Raw genomic sequence first — 16,529 nt, forward strand, 5'->3', positions numbered from 1 at the left:
GGGAGGAATATCCGTTATCACCACGAAGGGGGGAATACCCGTGGCTAAACATGGCAAGAAATATCAAGAATCGCTGAAAAAGATCGACCGGGAACAATCCTACGAAGTGGAAGAAGCGCTTCGTCTCGTCAAAGAGGTCGCTCCAGCAAAGTTTGACGAAACGGTTGAAGTAGCTTTCCGTTTGGGTATCGATACCAAGCGGGCTGACCAACAAGTACGAGGAGCAGTTGTTCTTCCTCATGGTACTGGTAAAACGCAACGAGTACTCGTTTTCGCTAAAGGAGAAAAGGCAAAAGAGGCGGAAGCCGCTGGTGCTGATTTCGTAGGCGAAGAAGATCTCGTAGCAAAAGTAACTGGAGGATGGCTCGACTTCGATGTCGTAATTGCTACTCCCGATATGATGGGTCAAGTTGGTAAACTAGGCCGTATTCTCGGACCTCGCGGTTTGATGCCGAACCCGAAAACAGGCACCGTTACTTTTGAAGTAGCGAAAGCTGTTGAAGAGGTAAAAGCCGGTAAGATTGAATACCGTGCGGATAAATCTGGTAACATCCACGCTCCGATCGGGAAAGTTTCCTTCGACACCGAGAAGTTGGTTGAAAACTTCGTTACTCTGATCGAAACCTTGATCAAAGCGAAGCCAGCTGCTGCAAAAGGCGTTTATGTTAAAAATGCCGCTGTTTCCTCTACGATGGGACCTGGTGTCTCTGTTGGCACTTCGCGTTTTATTGGCCGCTAATTTCATTTAGTGGTTACTAAAATAAACTGTACCGTGATAACTGAATAAAGCTCTAGCCGCAGACAGTCGGTGTGCTTTACTGCACTTAATTTCGACCGAGGCCAAGGGATTTTGTATCATGATGTGTTCCTGTAAGGAAACGATCACGGTATGTTCCCGGCCTTCGTCTGCAAACAGCGAAGGCTTTTTTCAATGGTTGCGGTTTGATTTTCTCAAAGGAGGTGTGTGGTTCATGTCCGAGGCAATCGAGAGCAAGAAACAAGTGGTAGCTGAGATCGCTGAGAAGTTTCAAAACAGCAAATCGACGATCATCACCGACTACCGCGGGCTAACCGTTGCTGAGATGAATGAACTTCGTTCACAACTGCGTGAAGCGGGTGTCGAATATCGTGTCTTGAAAAATACCATGACCCGCCGTGCAACGTCTGAATCGAATCTAAACGAACTAGATGAGCACTTAGTAGGACCGACAGCTGTCGCCTTCTCCCAGGAAGACGTAGTTGCTCCAGCAAAAGTGTTGCATACGTTCGCTAAAGATCATCAGGCGCTTGAAATTAAAGGTGGAGTTGTAGAAGGCCGTGTAGTAACCCTGGATGAAGTGAAAGCACTTGCTGAGCTTCCTTCCCGCGAGGGTCTTCTATCCATGTTGCTTTCCGTTATGCAAGCTCCAGTACGCAACTTTGCTCTGGCCGTCAAAGCGGTGGCAGACAAAGAAGATACTGGCGAAGCTCAAGAAGCTTAAGAGTTATCAAACTATAGGGTGCGTTTCATAGGCGCATCACTACTACAATATTTTTGGGAGGTACTATCTCATGAGTCAAGAGCAAATCATTGAAGCGATCAAAGGCATGAGCGTTCTTGAATTGAACGACCTTGTTAAAGCAATCGAAGAAGAATTTGGTGTAACCGCTGCTGCTCCAGTAGCTGCTGCTGGTGGCGCTGCTGGTGAAGCTGCTGCAGAGCAAACGGAGTTCGATGTAGTCCTAACTAACGCTGGTTCCTCTAAAATCAACGTTATCAAAGCTGTTCGTGGTGTTACAGGTCTCGGCCTGAAAGAAGCAAAAGCTCTCGTTGATGGCGCACCTGCACCAGTCAAAGAAGGCGCTTCTAAAGATGAAGCAGAAGAAATTAAGTCCCAGTTGGAAGAAGCTGGTGCTACGGTAGAACTTAAATAACCATCGGCTAGCCGGACCCGCCGGTCAGGAATCTGGCGGGTCTTTTTTTCTATCAATTAGATTCTGTAAGGAGAGAGCGGCATGAGCGAGCACTACTATAGTTCAGAGCCACGAGCAAAAAGTCAGGAGAGAGCCATCGAAGCGGAATTGCGCGGATCCCATTTTCGTTTCACAGCGGACCGTGGGGTTTTTGCCAAGGATAGCATCGATTATGGTACACGGCTTTTGATTGAGACTGCGGAAGTCCCGGCGGGAGCTACAGTGCTGGATCTGGGATGTGGATATGGACCAGTAGGAATCGCGATTGCACATACGGTAGTGGATAGCTTAGTGACGATGGTGGATGTGAACCAGCGAGCCCTGGAACTTGCGCGGAGAAATGCTGACCGCAATGGAGTTGGGGAGCGGATTACAGTCTGCGAAAGCGATGGATTAGAAGAGTTGTCTGAGCAACGCTTTGATGCTGTGATCACCAATCCGCCGATTCGTTCAGGTAAGGAGACCGTTCACCGTTTATTTACAGAATCACATGAATGTTTGACGTCGGGCGGGGTGTTATGGGTAGTCATCCGCAAGCAACACGGGGGTCCTTCTGCAAAAACTCGATTGGAAGAATTATTTTCTACAGTCGAGCGCGCAGTACAAAAAAAGGGATTTTGGATTTTAAAGGCAAAAAAAGAAGCATAAAAAGCTGAAAGATATTGATTGACACGGGTTTAGTGCTGTGATATTGTTTTAGAATGCTAAACCCATTGCTTGTTGAAATTGGAATCCAACAACGTACGGGTGTTTTTTGTTGTGTATGAGTAAGAGTCTTTTTGTCAACCCTGTATAAATGGACCCTCGTCGCTGGAAAAATGCGGTATTTTGAGGGTGATTTATAAACCGTCACATCCTTTTAGTGGTTGTCGGTTTTTTAGGGGGGATTTCCTACTTAGACGGATTTTAGACTAAAGTTTGACCGGGTGCTCTCTCGTGCCGATTTGCTAGTCAGCACATATGTACGTAGTTTCCTTATATTTTTTCTTCAAGTGCACCGGAATTTCCTGCTTGAAGAACAGACTTTCATCGCCCCTTTTATTTTATAACACCGCTAACGCTTGACTATGCGGGAGATTTGGCAAGTTTGAATTTTATTGGAGAATGATAGTTCTTCATTGAGAGTGAAGCATAACGGTTGATTTTGGTTTTCCTTAAGGTAGGAGATATGCAAGATTCGTAGTAACACCGCTTTGTGCGGTGCACGCAACCCGAAGACGCTAAGCGTTGAGGTGTCGCACGGTCTCGGTTGGAGAGTGTGCACATCCGATTGGGTTTGAGGGGGGAGCTCGTTTGGCAGGTAAACTAGTCCAGTACGGTCGGAGAAAGCGGCGCAGTTACGCAAGGATCAATGAGGTTTTGGATCTGCCTAACCTGATCGAAATACAGCAACGATCCTATCAGTGGTTCTTGGATCAAGGACTGAGAGAGATGTTCCAAGACATCTCACCTATTGAAGACTTCACGGGCAATCTCGTGTTAGAATTCATCGACTATACGTTGGAAGAGTCCAAGTATGGTGTTGATGAGTCTAAAGAGCGGGATGTCACATATGCTGCCCCATTGCGGGTGAAAGTACGTTTGATCAATAAAGAAACGGGTGAAGTGAAGGAACAGGAAGTCTTCATGGGTGATTTTCCTTTGATGACCGATACTGGCACCTTCGTCATCAACGGTGCTGAGCGTGTTATTGTTAGTCAGCTTGTACGCTCGCCCAGCGTTTACTATAACAGTAAGGTCGATAAGAACGGCAAATTGACATACTCTGCTACGGTGATCCCTAACCGAGGAGCGTGGCTAGAATTTGAAACCGACGCCAAAGACATCATCTACGTGCGGATTGATCGTACGCGGAAAATACCGGTGACGGTCCTTTTGCGTGCTCTAGGTTTCTCTAGCGACGCTGAGATTCTCGATTTACTTGGTGATGATGAGTATCTTCGTAATTCCTTGGATAAGGACAATACAGGGAACACGGAAAAGGCATTGATTGAAATCTATGAGCGTTTACGTCCAGGTGAACCACCAACAGCGGATAACGCACGTAGTCTTTTATTCTCTCGTTTTTTCGATCCCAAGCGCTATGACCAAGCCAATGTGGGTCGCTATAAAATGAACAAGAAGCTTCATATCAAAAACCGTCTCTTAAACCAACGGTTGGCCGAGAGTGTGATCGAACCTGAAACAGGTGAAATTATCGCTGAGGCAGGACAGGTCATCGACCGGCGTGTGATTCACCGTCTAATGCCTGTGCTTGAAAAGGAAGATAGCTTTGGCTGGGTGGAACACTCTGTACGTGGGGGTGTGCCCGAGGACGGTTCGATCAAGATTCAGTCGGTTAAGATCTTCTCCCCTGTGGAAGAAGGCAAAGTGATTCAAGTAATGTCCAATGGCAATGTGGATCAGTCCGTAAAAAACATTACTCCAGAAGATATCATCGCCTCAATTAACTACTTCATCAACTTATTGCATGGAGTAGGGAACACCGATGATATCGATCACTTGGGTAACCGTCGTCTTCGTTCTGTGGGTGAACTTTTGCAGAACCAATTCCGGATCGGACTTTCTCGGATGGAGCGTGTGGTTCGCGAACGGATGTCGATTCAAGATGCCAATGCGATTACCCCACAGGCTTTGATCAATATCCGCCCTGTGATTGCCTCGATTAAGGAGTTCTTTGGTAGCTCTCAGTTGTCTCAGTTTATGGATCAAACCAACCCCTTGGCTGAGCTGACCCATAAAAGGCGTCTCTCTGCTCTGGGTCCTGGTGGTTTGACTCGGGAACGGGCAGGCTTTGAGGTGCGTGACGTTCACCACTCTCACTACGGTCGGATGTGCCCGATTGAAACTCCTGAGGGTCCGAACATTGGGTTGATCAACTCATTGTCTTCCTATGCTCGAATCAACGATTATGGGTTTATTGAAACCCCCTATCGTAAAGTAGATCCAGAGACCAATCAGGTAACGACTGAGATCGTTTATTTGACTGCGGATGAAGAGGACAACTACTATGTTGCCCAGGCAAATGCACCATTGGATGATGACTACTGCTTTGTGAATGAACAGGTCATCGTTCGTTATAAAGAAGAGACGATGCCAGTTCCTCGTGAACGGGTTGACTTCATGGATGTATCGCCAAAGCAGGTAGTATCTGTAGCGACAGCATGTATCCCATTCCTTGAGAATGATGACTCCAACCGTGCGCTGATGGGTTCTAACATGCAGCGGCAAGCAGTGCCGCTCTTGAAGCCAGAAGCTCCCTTTGTCGGAACGGGAATGGAGTATGTATCGGCTCGGGATTCCGGGGTTATGGTCTTGTCGAAGCGCCCAGGTACGGTGGAACGGGTAAGTGCAGAGGAAGTTTGGGTCCGCCATGAGGAAGAAGTGGATGGGCGTCCCGTAAAAGGTGATCTCGATCGCTATAAGCTGCACAAGTACATCCGCTCCAACCAAGGAACAAGCGTTAACCAACGTCCGATTGTTAGCGCGGGTGAAAAAGTAGCTGTCGGGGATACCTTGGCAGATGGCCCCTCTACCGATCAGGGTGAGATGGCGCTAGGTCGTAACGTTGTTGTTGCTTTCATGACGTGGGAGGGGTACAACTACGAAGATGCTATTCTTCTCTCAGAGAAATTGGTGAAAGAGGATGTCTACACCTCTGTTCATATCGAGGAGTATGAGTCCGAAGCACGGGATACCAAACTGGGAGCAGAAGAGATCACCCGGGATATCCCCAACGTCGGTGAAGATGCGCTGAAAAACCTAGATGAGCGTGGGATTATCCGCATTGGTGCGGAGATCAAATCCGGTGACATCCTCGTTGGTAAAGTAACTCCAAAAGGGGTTACGGAGCTGACGGCTGAGGAGCGTCTACTCCACGCGATCTTCGGTGAAAAGGCGAGGGAAGTACGCGATACCTCTCTTCGTGTACCCCATGGTACCGACGGGATCGTTGTCGACGTAAAAGTGTTTGAACGGGAAAATGGCGATGAACTACCACCAGGTGTTAACCAATTGGTACGTGTCTATATCGCTCAGAAGCGGAAGATCTCTGAAGGGGACAAAATGGCTGGACGTCACGGAAACAAAGGGGTTATCGCTCGGGTACTTCCTGAGGAAGATATGCCTTTCCTACCTGATGGTACTCCTGTCCAAGTTGTTTTGAACCCACTGGGTGTACCATCGCGGATGAACATCGGTCAGGTGTTGGAAGTTCATCTTGGTATGGCGGCTCGTCAGATGGGTCTTCATATGGCTACCCCGGTCTTCGATGGTGCGACAGAGCAGGATGTATTTAGCGCTTTAGAAGAAGCAGAGCTCGATGCAGATGGTAAAACAACTCTCTTCGATGGACGTACTGGGGATCCTTTTGAAAATCGCGTAACCGTCGGTGTGATGTACATGATTAAATTGGCTCACATGGTTGATGACAAGATCCATGCTCGGTCGACAGGTCCATACTCTCTCGTTACACAGCAACCTCTCGGCGGGAAGGCTCAGTTCGGTGGGCAGCGGTTTGGGGAGATGGAAGTGTGGGCGCTTGAAGCGTATGGTGCTGCCTACACCCTACAAGAAATCCTCACTGTTAAGTCCGATGACGTGGTGGGCCGTGTAAAAACCTACGAAGCGATCGTCAAAGGAGAAAATGTCCCCGAACCTGGTGTGCCTGAATCCTTTAAGGTCTTGATCAAAGAACTGCAAAGCCTTGGCTTGGATGTAAAGATCCTATCTGGGGATGAAGAAGAGATCGAGATGCGGGAACTCGATGATGAAGATGAGCCGACTTCTGAGAAAATTGGTTTGGAGATGGAGACGGAAGTCGAGCGATCATCCTGACCGCCGTGGGGCCTCGATCTATGAGGCGTTTCGTCATCAAAGGATCATGAGAAGCGCGCGCTTTGGATATGGATGATCCTGAGGAGGGAATGACCAGTGCTGGACGTCAATAACTTTGAGTTTATGAAAATCGGACTCGCCTCCCCCAATAAAATTCGTTCCTGGTCTCGGGGTGAAGTGAAAAAGCCGGAGACGATTAACTACCGGACGTTGAAGCCGGAAAAGGAAGGTCTCTTCTGCGAAAAGATCTTCGGACCTACGAAGGACTGGGAATGTCATTGCGGGAAGTACAAGCGGGTTCGCTATAAAGGCGTCGTTTGTGATCGTTGCGGCGTAGAAGTAACCCGTTCTAAAGTACGTCGGGAACGTATGGGCCACATCGAACTTGCGGCTCCAGTTTCCCACATTTGGTATTTCAAAGGAATTCCAAGCCGGATGGGCTTGGTACTCGATATGTCTCCCCGTTCTCTCGAAGAAGTAATCTACTTCGCCTCCTATGTGGTCGTCGATCCAGGTGCCACTCCGTTGGAGAAGAAGCAGCTTCTCTCGGAAAAGGAGTATCGCAACTATCGGGAGAAGTATGGTAACGCCTTTAGTGCGATGATGGGTGCTGAAGCCATTAAACGCCTGTTGGCAGATATCGACCTCGATAAAGATGTACTAAGCTTGAAGGAAGAGATGAACACGGCCCAAGGGCAACGTCGCAACCGTGCGATCAAACGCTTGGAAGTACTTGAATCCTTCCGTGCATCAGGCAATGATCCTGACTGGATGGTACTCGATGTCCTGCCAGTGATCCCACCAGAATTGCGCCCGATGGTACAGTTGGATGGGGGGCGGTTTGCTACCTCAGACCTTAATGATCTGTATCGCCGGGTGATTAACCGGAATAACCGCCTGAAGCGTCTTCTTGACCTCGGCGCTCCAGATATCATTGTACAGAATGAAAAGCGGATGTTGCAGGAGGCTGTCGATGCATTGATCGATAACGGTCGTCGCGGCCGTCCGGTTACGGGTCCTGGTAACCGTCCATTAAAATCCCTCTCCCATATGCTAAAAGGGAAGCAGGGTCGTTTCCGCCAAAACCTCTTGGGTAAACGGGTAGACTACTCTGGCCGTTCCGTAATCGTTGTTGGTCCGTACCTGAAGATGTATCAGTGCGGTTTGCCGAAGGAAATGGCGCTGGAACTATTTAAACCCTTTGTGATGAAAGAGCTTGTCGCGAAAGGGTTAGCTCACAACATCAAGAGTGCCAAGCGGAAGGTTGAACGGGTTCATCCTGAAGTGTGGGATGTACTTGAAGAAGTCATTAAAGAACATCCCGTGCTCCTTAACCGGGCACCTACGCTTCACCGCTTGGGAATTCAGGCATTCGAGCCCATTCTCGTTGAAGGGCGGGCTATTCGCCTCCATCCTCTTGTTTGTACGGCATACAACGCGGACTTTGATGGGGACCAAATGGCTGTTCACGTACCTTTGTCCGCAGAAGCACAAGCGGAAGCTCGCCTGTTGATGTTGGCTGCTCAAAACATCCTTAACCCCAAAGATGGTAAACCGGTTGTTACACCTTCTCAAGATATGGTGCTTGGTTCCTACTACCTCACCATGGAGCGTGAGGGGGATGAAGGTGAAGGGCAGGTCTTCTCGACTGTAGGGGAAGGGATCAACGCGTACACCCAGGGTTACGTTAGCTTGCACACTCGGATTGCGATCCCAGTAAAAAGCATCGATAAACCTAACTTTACAGAGAAGCAAAAAGAAGCGTTGTTGATCACCACCGTTGGGAAATTGATTTTCAACGAGATTTTCCCGGAAGAATTCCCGTATATCAATGAACCTTCCAAGGAGAATTTGACCAAGGGAACTCCAGAAAAATACTTCATCTACGACAAGGGTGAAGATATTCCAAAACGAATTAAGGCCCTGCCTGATGCTGGGGCTCTGAAAAAAGGGTTCCTCGGATCGATCATCTCCGAATGCTTCCGTCGTTTTGGTACGAAGGAAACTTCTGTCCTGCTCGACAATATCAAAGCTCTCGGTTACTCCTACTCCACCAAGGCTGGGATCACCATGTCTGTCTCTGACGTTATTGTGCCGGAAGAGAAGGTTGGTATCCTCGAAGAGGCTCAGGGGAAGGTAGAAACTGTTCTGAAGCAATATCGTCGGGGTCTGATTACCGATGAAGAGCGGTATGAACGCGTCATTGCTATTTGGAGTCAAGCGAAGGACGATATTACGGAAGTCTTAATGAAGCAAATGGGTAAATTTAACCCGATCTTTATGATGGCTAACTCGGGTGCTCGTGGTAACGTTTCGCAGATCACCCAGCTTGCTGGGATGCGTGGGTTGATGGCTAACCCATCGGGTCGGATCATCGAGTTGCCGATTAAATCGAACTTCCGTGAAGGCCTGTCGGTGTTGGAATACTTCATCTCCACCCACGGTGCGCGGAAAGGATTGGCTGATACGGCTCTTCGTACTGCTGACTCCGGTTACCTCACCCGTCGGCTTGTGGATGTGGCCCAGGATGTTATCGTGCGTGAAGATGATTGTGGTACAGATAAGGGGCTACCTGTCTCTGATATCGCAGATGGCGGCGAAGTGATCGAAGAGCTCTTCGATCGTATTGTGGGTCGTCTTGCCTTTAACACTGTACGTCATCCGGAGACCGGAGAAGTTCTCGTTCAACGCAATCAGTTGATCGATGAAGAATTGGCCGCTGTTGTGGTGGAAGCAGGCGTGAAGGAAGTGCAGATTCGTTCTGTTCTCTCCTGTAGGACACACCACGGTGTCTGCCGCAGATGTTACGGGCGCAACTTGGCCTTAGGTACACGAGTGGAGATTGGTGAAGCGGTTGGGATCATCGCGGCACAATCCATCGGTGAACCAGGTACCCAGTTGACCATGCGTACCTTCCACACTGGTGGTGTGGCTGGAGACGATATCACCCAAGGTTTGCCTCGTATTCAGGAGCTCTTTGAAGCTCGGAATCCGAAGGGGCAAGCGACGATTACCGAGATCGGCGGAAAAGTGATCGATATTCGTGAAGTGAAGGACCGTCGTGAAGTGGAGATCGAGGGTGAAGTTGAAACCAAAACCTACACGATTCCTTACGGTTCTCGGATCAAGATCCAGCTTGGAGACGCGGTCGAAACTGGAGATGTACTGACTGAAGGTTCCATTGACCCGAAAGAGCTTCTTCAGGTCAAGGGTGTACGGGGTGTACAGGAGTACATCCTGCAAGAAGTGCAGAAGGTTTACCGCCTGCAAGGGGTAGAAATTAATGATAAGCACGTTGAGGTTATGATCCGGCAAATGATGCGCAAAGTGAGGATCACTGATTCTGGAGATACCAAGTTGTTGCCTGGTTCCTTTGTTGAGATCCATGATTACGAGAAAGCAAACCAAGAGACCCTCACTGAAGAAGGTGAACCAGCAGTAGCTCGTCCGATCCTACTAGGGATTACCAAAGCCTCCCTAGAGACAGAATCCTACCTCTCTGCGGCTTCCTTCCAGGAGACCACACGGGTTCTGACGGATGCAGCGATCAAAGGAAAAGTCGATCGTCTCCTTGGCTTGAAAGAGAATGTGATCATCGGAAAACTGGTTCCTGCTGGTACAGGGATGTCCCGTTATCGCCATATGGGAACCAAAGAAGGCAATCAAGCCTCTGCGAAGGAGAGCGAAGCAATAGAACCAACGGTTCTCGTCGATTAAGAGGGTCTATCCACTTGTTGACATTGAGAATGCTAGATGGTAAGATGTCTTCGTGTGCTTGGGTCAAATTCACTTTGGAGGGCGACTTTCTTGTCTTATGATAAAGTGAAAGAGGCGCGAACGATTGTGATCGGAGCCAAGCAGACCAAGAAGGCGATTGAACAGGGGAAGGCAGAAGAAGTCCTGATAGCTCGGGACGCTGATGAGCGGTTGACTACAGCCCTCTCTACCCTTTGCCGAAACCATGGTATCGCCGTCGTCTATGTTGACTCTATGAAAGAGTTAGGCAGAGCCTGTGGGATTGACGTAGGTGCTGCGACGGCTGCAGTTCTAAAATGAGCGAATGATTGGAAGCCCGCTATATACCCAAACCGAACCGCGTTCTGCGGAAGAGGACGCGGTTCGGTTTGGGGTGGGTTCCAATTTTATGCCTCAAAATGAACCGCCTGGCTCTGTGGACTTAAATAAAGAGGAGGTGACACCATGCCAACTATTAACCAGCTGATCCGCCAAGGTCGGAAAAGTAAAGTGGAAAAATCCACTGCACCCGCCCTGCAACTAGGATATAACAGCTACAAGAAGAAAGCGACGGACCAAAGCTCTCCGCAAAAACGTGGGGTATGCACCCGTGTAGGTACGATGACACCGAAAAAGCCGAACTCCGCAATGCGGAAATATGCTCGTGTGCGTCTGTCCAACAACATCGAGGTGACGGCTTACATCCCGGGGAAAGGTCACAACCTGCAGGAGCACTCTGTGGTATTGGTGCGCGGTGGTCGTGTAAAAGACTTGCCAGGTGTACGTTACCATATCGTACGCGGCGCTCTCGACACCGCTGGCGTACAAAACCGGATGCAAGGTCGTTCCAAATACGGTACCAAGCGCCCTAAGAAATAATTTGCGCATCCGTGACATTACAGCAAAGGAGGGGAAACCATGCCTCGTAAAGGACCCGTAGAGCGACGGGAAGTCCTACCTGATCCGCTATACAGTAGCAAGTTGGTCACTCGTTTGATCAACCGTCTGATGCATGACGGGAAAAAGGGTAAAGCCCAAAAAATCTTGTACGATGCATTCAATATCGTACGTGATAAAGCTGGCAAGGACCCGATGGAAGTCTTTGAACAATCTCTGAAAAACGTTATGCCGGTGCTTGAAGTAAAAGCTCGCCGTGTGGGTGGTGCGAACTATCAAGTGCCGATTGAAGTAAAGCCAGAACGCCGCACGAGTCTAGCACTTCGCTGGATCGTTAACTACGCTCGTCTGCGCGGTGAAAAAACCATGCAGGAGCGTTTGGCTAATGAACTAATGGATGCTGCTAACAACACTGGTGCAGCGGTTAAGAAAAAAGAGGACATCCACCGTATGGCAGAAGCAAACCGTGCGTTTGCTCACTACCGCTGGTAAGATTCGTCCTAAGCTTTTTTCCCAACACGAAAGGAGACAGTTTCCGATGGCACGTGAGTTCTCCTTAAAAGACACGCGCAATATTGGGATCATGGCTCACATCGACGCTGGGAAAACCACAACGACTGAACGGATTCTGTTCTACTCTGGTCGAGTTCATAAGATTGGTGAAGTACACGAAGGTGCTGCCACGATGGACTGGATGGAGCAAGAACAAGAGCGGGGGATTACCATTACCTCTGCTGCGACAACCGCTCAGTGGAACGACCATCGTATCAACATCATTGATACGCCAGGTCACGTGGATTTCACCGTTGAAGTTGAGCGTTCCCTCCGCGTGCTCGATGGAGCGGTTGGAGTTTTCTGCGCTAAAGGTGGCGTAGAACCCCAATCCGAAACCGTATGGCGTCAGGCGGACACATACCATGTTCCCCGGATCGCATACGTAAACAAAATGGACATCATCGGTGCAGACTTTCTCGGTGCGGTAGGGCAAATGCGTGATCGCCTGAAAGCGAACGCGGTGCCTGTCCAACTACCGATCGGGAAAGAAGATACCTTTGAAGGAATCATCGACCTGATCAAAAATGAGGCGTACTACTACTTGGATGATCTCGGGACTACTACGGAAGCCCGCGATATTCCTGATGAGTACAAAGAGCAAGCGGAAGAATACCGTACCCATATGATCGAATCCATCGCAGAACTCGATGAAGAGTTGATGGAAAAGTATCTCGAGGGTGAAGAGACCACAGAAGAAGAACTGAAAGCAGCATTGCGCAAAGGTGTATGCGACGTTCAGATCATCCCTGTGTTCTGCGGTTCTTCCTACAAGAACAAAGGGGTTCAGCCGATGCTGGATGCGGTAGTAGACTACATGCCGTCGCCACTAGACGTACCTGCTATCCAAGGTGAACTACCTGATGGTAGCGAAGTCTCTCGCGAATCCGATGACAATCAGCCTTTTGCAGCCCTTGCTTTCAAAATCATGACAGACCCCTATGTGGGTAAATTAACCTTCTTCCGGGTGTATTCCGGTACACTGGATTCTGGTTCTTATGTCTTGAACTCCACCAAGGAGAAACGAGAGAGGGTTGGCCGGATTCTCCAGATGCATGCGAACTCCCGTCAAGAGATCAAAACCGTCTACGCTGGAGATATCGCAGCTGCTGTGGGTCTGAAAGACACCGGTACGGGTGATACTCTGTGTGACGAGAAAAACCCGATTATCCTGGAATCCATGGTCTTCCCTGAGCCGGTAATTAACGTTGCCATCGAGCCGAAGACCAAAAGTGACCAGGATAAAATGGGGATCGCTCTTGCCAAATTGGCTGAAGAAGATCCGACCTTCCGGACGGAAACCGATGAAGAAACTGGGCAGACGATCATCAAAGGGATGGGCGAACTGCATTTGGATATCATCGTTGACCGTTTGAAGCGGGAATTCAAAGTAGACGCTAATGTGGGTCAACCTCAGGTAGCCTACCGCGAAACCTTCCGTAACGGGGCTAAGGTGGAAGGTAAGTTTGTCCGCCAGTCCGGTGGTCGTGGTCAATACGGTCACGTTTGGGTCGAGTTTGAACCGATGGATGCTGGTGGCGGCTTTGAGTTCGTCAACAAGATCGTCGGTGGTGTAGTACCAAAAGAATACATCCCAGCTGTTCAGGCAGGGATTGAAGAGTCGATGCAGAATGGGGTAATTGCTGGCTATCCTTTAGTAGACCTTAAAGCTACCATCGTTGATGGTTCCTACCATGATGTTGACTCCTCGGAAATGGCCTTTAAGATTGCTGGTTCTATGTCACTTAAAGCAGCCAAAGGTAAATGTAACCCCGTGTTGCTTGAGCCCGTCATGAAAGTGGAAGTCACTGTCCCCGAAGAGTATATGGGTGACGTGATGGGGGATGTAAGTTCCCGTCGTGGTCGTGTAGAAGGAATGGAAGCACGTTCTGGCGGTCAGGTCATCCGTGCAATGGTTCCGCTGGCTGAAATGTTCGGCTATGCAACCAACCTCCGTTCTCGCACGCAAGGCCGCGGTGTTTACTCCATGCACTTTGATCACTATGAAGAAGTGCCGAAGAACATCGCGGATGAGATTATAGCGAAAGCCTCTGGTCAATAAGCCATTGGCAAGCTGAATCAATCGGTGAAGAAAGTCAAACGGTTCATACCGTTAAGACTTTCTCCCTCATACATCAAACAAACTGATGAAAGATTTAAGGGAGGATGTAACGACATGGCAAAAGCTAAGTTTGAACGTACGAAACCCCATGTTAACGTTGGTACTATTGGTCACGTTGACCACGGTAAAACCACGCTGACTGCTGCAATTACCACCATCTTGTCCAAAGCTGGCGGCGCAACCGCTATGGCTTACGATTCAATCGATAATGCTCCTGAAGAGCGCGAGCGTGGTATTACCATCTCCACCGCTCACGTTGAGTACGAAACTGAAAACCGTCACTATGCTCACGTAGACTGCCCAGGTCACGCTGACTATGTTAAAAACATGATCACTGGTGCTGCTCAAATGGACGGTGCAATCCTCGTTGTATCCGCTGCTGACGGCCCAATGCCTCAAACTCGTGAACACATCCTGCTCTCCAGCCAGGTTGGTGTTGAGCACATCGTCGTATTCTTGAACAAAGTCGACATGGTTGACGATGAAGAGTTGTTGGAACTCGTAGAAATGGAAGTTCGTGAACTTCTCTCCGAGTACGACTTCCCTGGCGATGACATCCCAGTTGTAGCTGGTTCTGCTCTAAAAGCTCTTGAAAACCCAGATAGCGACTGGGCTGAGAAAATCCTTGATTTGATGAAAGCTGTAGATGAGTACGTGCCTACCACTGCACGTGACATCGATAAAGCATTCTTGATGCCTGTTGAGGACGTATTCACCATCACTGGTCGTGGTACAGTTGCTACCGGTCGTGTAGAACAAGGCGTTATTAAAGTATCTGACGAGATTGAAATCATCGGTATTACTGATACCCGTAAAACGGTTGTTACCGGTGTTGAGATGTTCCGTAAGTTGATGGATCAAGCTGAAGCTGGAGACAACATTGGTGCTCTTCTCCGTGGTGTAAACCGTGAAGATATCCAACGTGGTCAAGTACTTGCTAAACCTGGTAGTGTAAAACCGCACACCAAGTTTAAAGCTCAAGTATATATCCTCTCCAAAGATGAGGGTGGTCGTCACACTCCTTTCTTCAACGGTTACCGTCCTCAGTTCTACTTCCGTACAACGGACGTAACTGGTGTAATTCAACTGCCAGAAGGTACCGAAATGGTTATGCCTGGCGACAACATCGAAATGGACGTAGAATTGATCGCTCCTATCGCTGTTGAAAACGGAACTCGTTTCGTTGTTCGCGAAGGTGGCCGTACCGTAGGTGCTGGCGCAGTAACCACCATCTTTGAGTAATTCTACGGAAAAAGCCTCTCCTTTTATGGAGGGGCTTTTTTTGTGGTTAAAATATGCATGGACATGGGGAAGTATCGAAGATAGCTCCAAATGGAGGCCCTATTACCGCCGACTTCTCTTAAAAACCGCATCATGAAGACGATCTGGGTAGTTAGTAAACATCCCATCCACACCCCAGTTCAATGTTTTCTGTATCGCATTAGGATCATTGAGGGTATAAGGGTGAACGGCTAGTCCATGGCCACGAACCTTCTTAACGTATGCTGCATCAATTTTTTCAATGTTGGGTCCAACGGCGAAGGCATAGTCGTCATAGATGTTCATCTGCTTTTTGCTGATCTGTCCTTTGCCTTTTCCGGTGTACCAAAGTAATTGAACAAGGGGGATATCAGGGTTCATCTTATGGATTTTTTTCAAGCTATCTGCACTGAAGGATTGAATAATGACTTGTCGCTTTTGCAATGATTTTTTATCTAATAGAAGATGGGCTTTTAACATGGCTAGAAGCTCTTTTTCCATGCCTGGATAAACTTCTGGAGCCTTGGTTTCAATATAATACTTTACTCCATTCCCATAGTAACTAAGTATTTCATCTAAGGTAAGGATTTTTTGTTTTGCAAACTCCCTGTCGGCTAACTTCGGGTACATGTTATTAAACCAAGAACCTGCATCGAGATTTTTTATTTCTGCTAAGGTGTGGTCCTTGACACGTCCGGTACCAGTGGTTGTTCGATCCAGTGTCTCATCGTGAATAATGACCAGTTTGTTATCCTTCGTTCGTTGTAAATCCACTTCTAGATAGTCGGCTTTCATTTTTTTAGCGAGGTTATACGAAGGTAGTGTATGCTCTGGGGCATATCCAGAAGCTCCTCGATGAGCGATTACTAACACATTGGATTGACTAGAAGGAATCAGAGATGCGTTCTTTTGATTGGCACATGATACGGTGGAGATTAGGATGAAGAAGGTTATAACCGTCATAGTGACTGTAATAAATCGGTTTCCTTGACTCATATGAAATCGCTCCTAGGTGTGGACTGAGGTACTTTGAGGAAAGAGGTGGATTGGATATACGGGAAGTGTACTTTATTTTTTGCGAAGATAAGAATCCCATACCTTCAATCGGGTACTAAATTTATCCTTTGAGAAGAAAGGAAAAGAGCAGCGTTTTGCGCAAAAGAATATAGGGTGC

12 protein-coding genes are annotated in these 16,529 nt (G+C 48.4%); 11 read left to right on the forward strand and 1 reads right to left on the reverse strand.

Annotated elements, in window-relative coordinates; translation table 11 throughout:
• The first annotated feature begins 40 nt into the window (after positions 1-40).
• From rplA to tuf, 11 genes are all read left to right on the forward strand, one after another.
• Positions 41-739 (forward strand): 50S ribosomal protein L1, encoded by a 699-nt coding sequence (rplA, locus tag BLV90_RS08530; protein WP_091739255.1) that lies wholly within the window; start codon positions 41-43, stop codon positions 737-739.
• 232 nt (positions 740-971) lie between these two features.
• Positions 972-1,481, forward strand: a complete 510-nt coding sequence (gene rplJ, locus BLV90_RS08535) for a 50S ribosomal protein L10 (protein ID WP_091739258.1) — start codon at positions 972-974, stop codon at positions 1,479-1,481.
• A 70-nt stretch (positions 1,482-1,551) separates the two neighbouring features.
• The gene (gene rplL, locus BLV90_RS08540) at positions 1,552-1,914 is read left to right on the forward strand and encodes a 50S ribosomal protein L7/L12 (protein WP_091739260.1); all 363 of its coding nucleotides are present in this window, start codon (positions 1,552-1,554) and stop codon (positions 1,912-1,914) included.
• 81 nt (positions 1,915-1,995) lie between these two features.
• Positions 1,996-2,601, forward strand: coding sequence for a class I SAM-dependent methyltransferase (locus BLV90_RS08545; protein WP_091739263.1), 606 nt, complete (start codon positions 1,996-1,998; stop codon positions 2,599-2,601).
• Positions 2,602-3,246: 645 nt separating this feature from the next.
• Positions 3,247-6,789 carry a DNA-directed RNA polymerase subunit beta gene (rpoB, locus tag BLV90_RS08550; protein ID WP_091739266.1) on the forward strand — a complete coding sequence of 1,181 codons (3,543 nt, stop codon included), beginning with the start codon at positions 3,247-3,249 and terminating at the stop codon, positions 6,787-6,789.
• A 96-nt stretch (positions 6,790-6,885) separates the two neighbouring features.
• Complete coding sequence (rpoC, locus tag BLV90_RS08555; protein ID WP_091739269.1) at positions 6,886-10,506, forward strand: DNA-directed RNA polymerase subunit beta'; 3,621 nt, start codon at positions 6,886-6,888, stop codon at positions 10,504-10,506.
• A gap of 90 nt (positions 10,507-10,596) precedes the next feature.
• Entirely contained in the window at positions 10,597-10,845 is a 249-nt protein-coding gene (locus BLV90_RS08560) for a 50S ribosomal protein L7ae-like protein (RefSeq protein WP_091739273.1), read from the forward strand.
• 144 nt (positions 10,846-10,989) lie between these two features.
• Positions 10,990-11,403: a 30S ribosomal protein S12 gene (rpsL, locus tag BLV90_RS08565; RefSeq protein WP_091739276.1), complete on the forward strand. Its 414-nt coding sequence runs from the start codon at positions 10,990-10,992 to the stop codon at positions 11,401-11,403.
• A gap of 39 nt (positions 11,404-11,442) precedes the next feature.
• Positions 11,443-11,913 (forward strand): 30S ribosomal protein S7, encoded by a 471-nt coding sequence (gene rpsG, locus BLV90_RS08570; RefSeq protein ID WP_091739279.1) that lies wholly within the window; start codon positions 11,443-11,445, stop codon positions 11,911-11,913.
• Between the two features lie 46 nt (positions 11,914-11,959).
• Entirely contained in the window at positions 11,960-14,035 is a 2,076-nt protein-coding gene (gene fusA / locus BLV90_RS08575; RefSeq protein ID WP_091739282.1) for an elongation factor G, read from the forward strand.
• Between the two features lie 114 nt (positions 14,036-14,149).
• Positions 14,150-15,337: an elongation factor Tu gene (gene tuf / locus BLV90_RS08580; protein WP_091739285.1), complete on the forward strand. Its 1,188-nt coding sequence runs from the start codon at positions 14,150-14,152 to the stop codon at positions 15,335-15,337.
• 102 nt (positions 15,338-15,439) lie between these two features.
• Here tuf and BLV90_RS08585 read toward each other — a convergent pair whose 3' ends face one another.
• Positions 15,440-16,351, reverse strand: coding sequence for a glycerophosphodiester phosphodiesterase (locus BLV90_RS08585; RefSeq protein WP_091739289.1), 912 nt, complete (start codon positions 16,349-16,351; stop codon positions 15,440-15,442).
• Positions 16,352-16,529: the final 178 nt, after the last annotated feature.

The organism is Marininema mesophilum (assembly GCF_900106775.1).
Taxonomy (GTDB): domain Bacteria; phylum Bacillota; class Bacilli; order Thermoactinomycetales; family DSM-45169; genus Marininema; species Marininema mesophilum.

Bases quoted from the DNA above. Each gene is read 5' to 3' on its own strand.
- rplL (WP_091739260.1), top strand. From the start codon at position 1,552: ATGAGTCAAGAGCAAATCATTGAAGCGATCAAAGGCATGAGCGTTCTT.
- tuf (WP_091739285.1), top strand. From the start codon at position 14,150: ATGGCAAAAGCTAAGTTTGAACGTACGAAACCCCATGTTAACGTTGGT.
- BLV90_RS08585 (WP_091739289.1), bottom strand. From the start codon at position 16,351: ATGAGTCAAGGAAACCGATTTATTACAGTCACTATGACGGTTATAACC.
- rplJ (WP_091739258.1), top strand. From the start codon at position 972: ATGTCCGAGGCAATCGAGAGCAAGAAACAAGTGGTAGCTGAGATCGCT.
- fusA (WP_091739282.1), top strand. From the start codon at position 11,960: ATGGCACGTGAGTTCTCCTTAAAAGACACGCGCAATATTGGGATCATG.
- rpsL (WP_091739276.1), top strand. From the start codon at position 10,990: ATGCCAACTATTAACCAGCTGATCCGCCAAGGTCGGAAAAGTAAAGTG.
- rpsG (WP_091739279.1), top strand. From the start codon at position 11,443: ATGCCTCGTAAAGGACCCGTAGAGCGACGGGAAGTCCTACCTGATCCG.
- BLV90_RS08545 (WP_091739263.1), top strand. From the start codon at position 1,996: ATGAGCGAGCACTACTATAGTTCAGAGCCACGAGCAAAAAGTCAGGAG.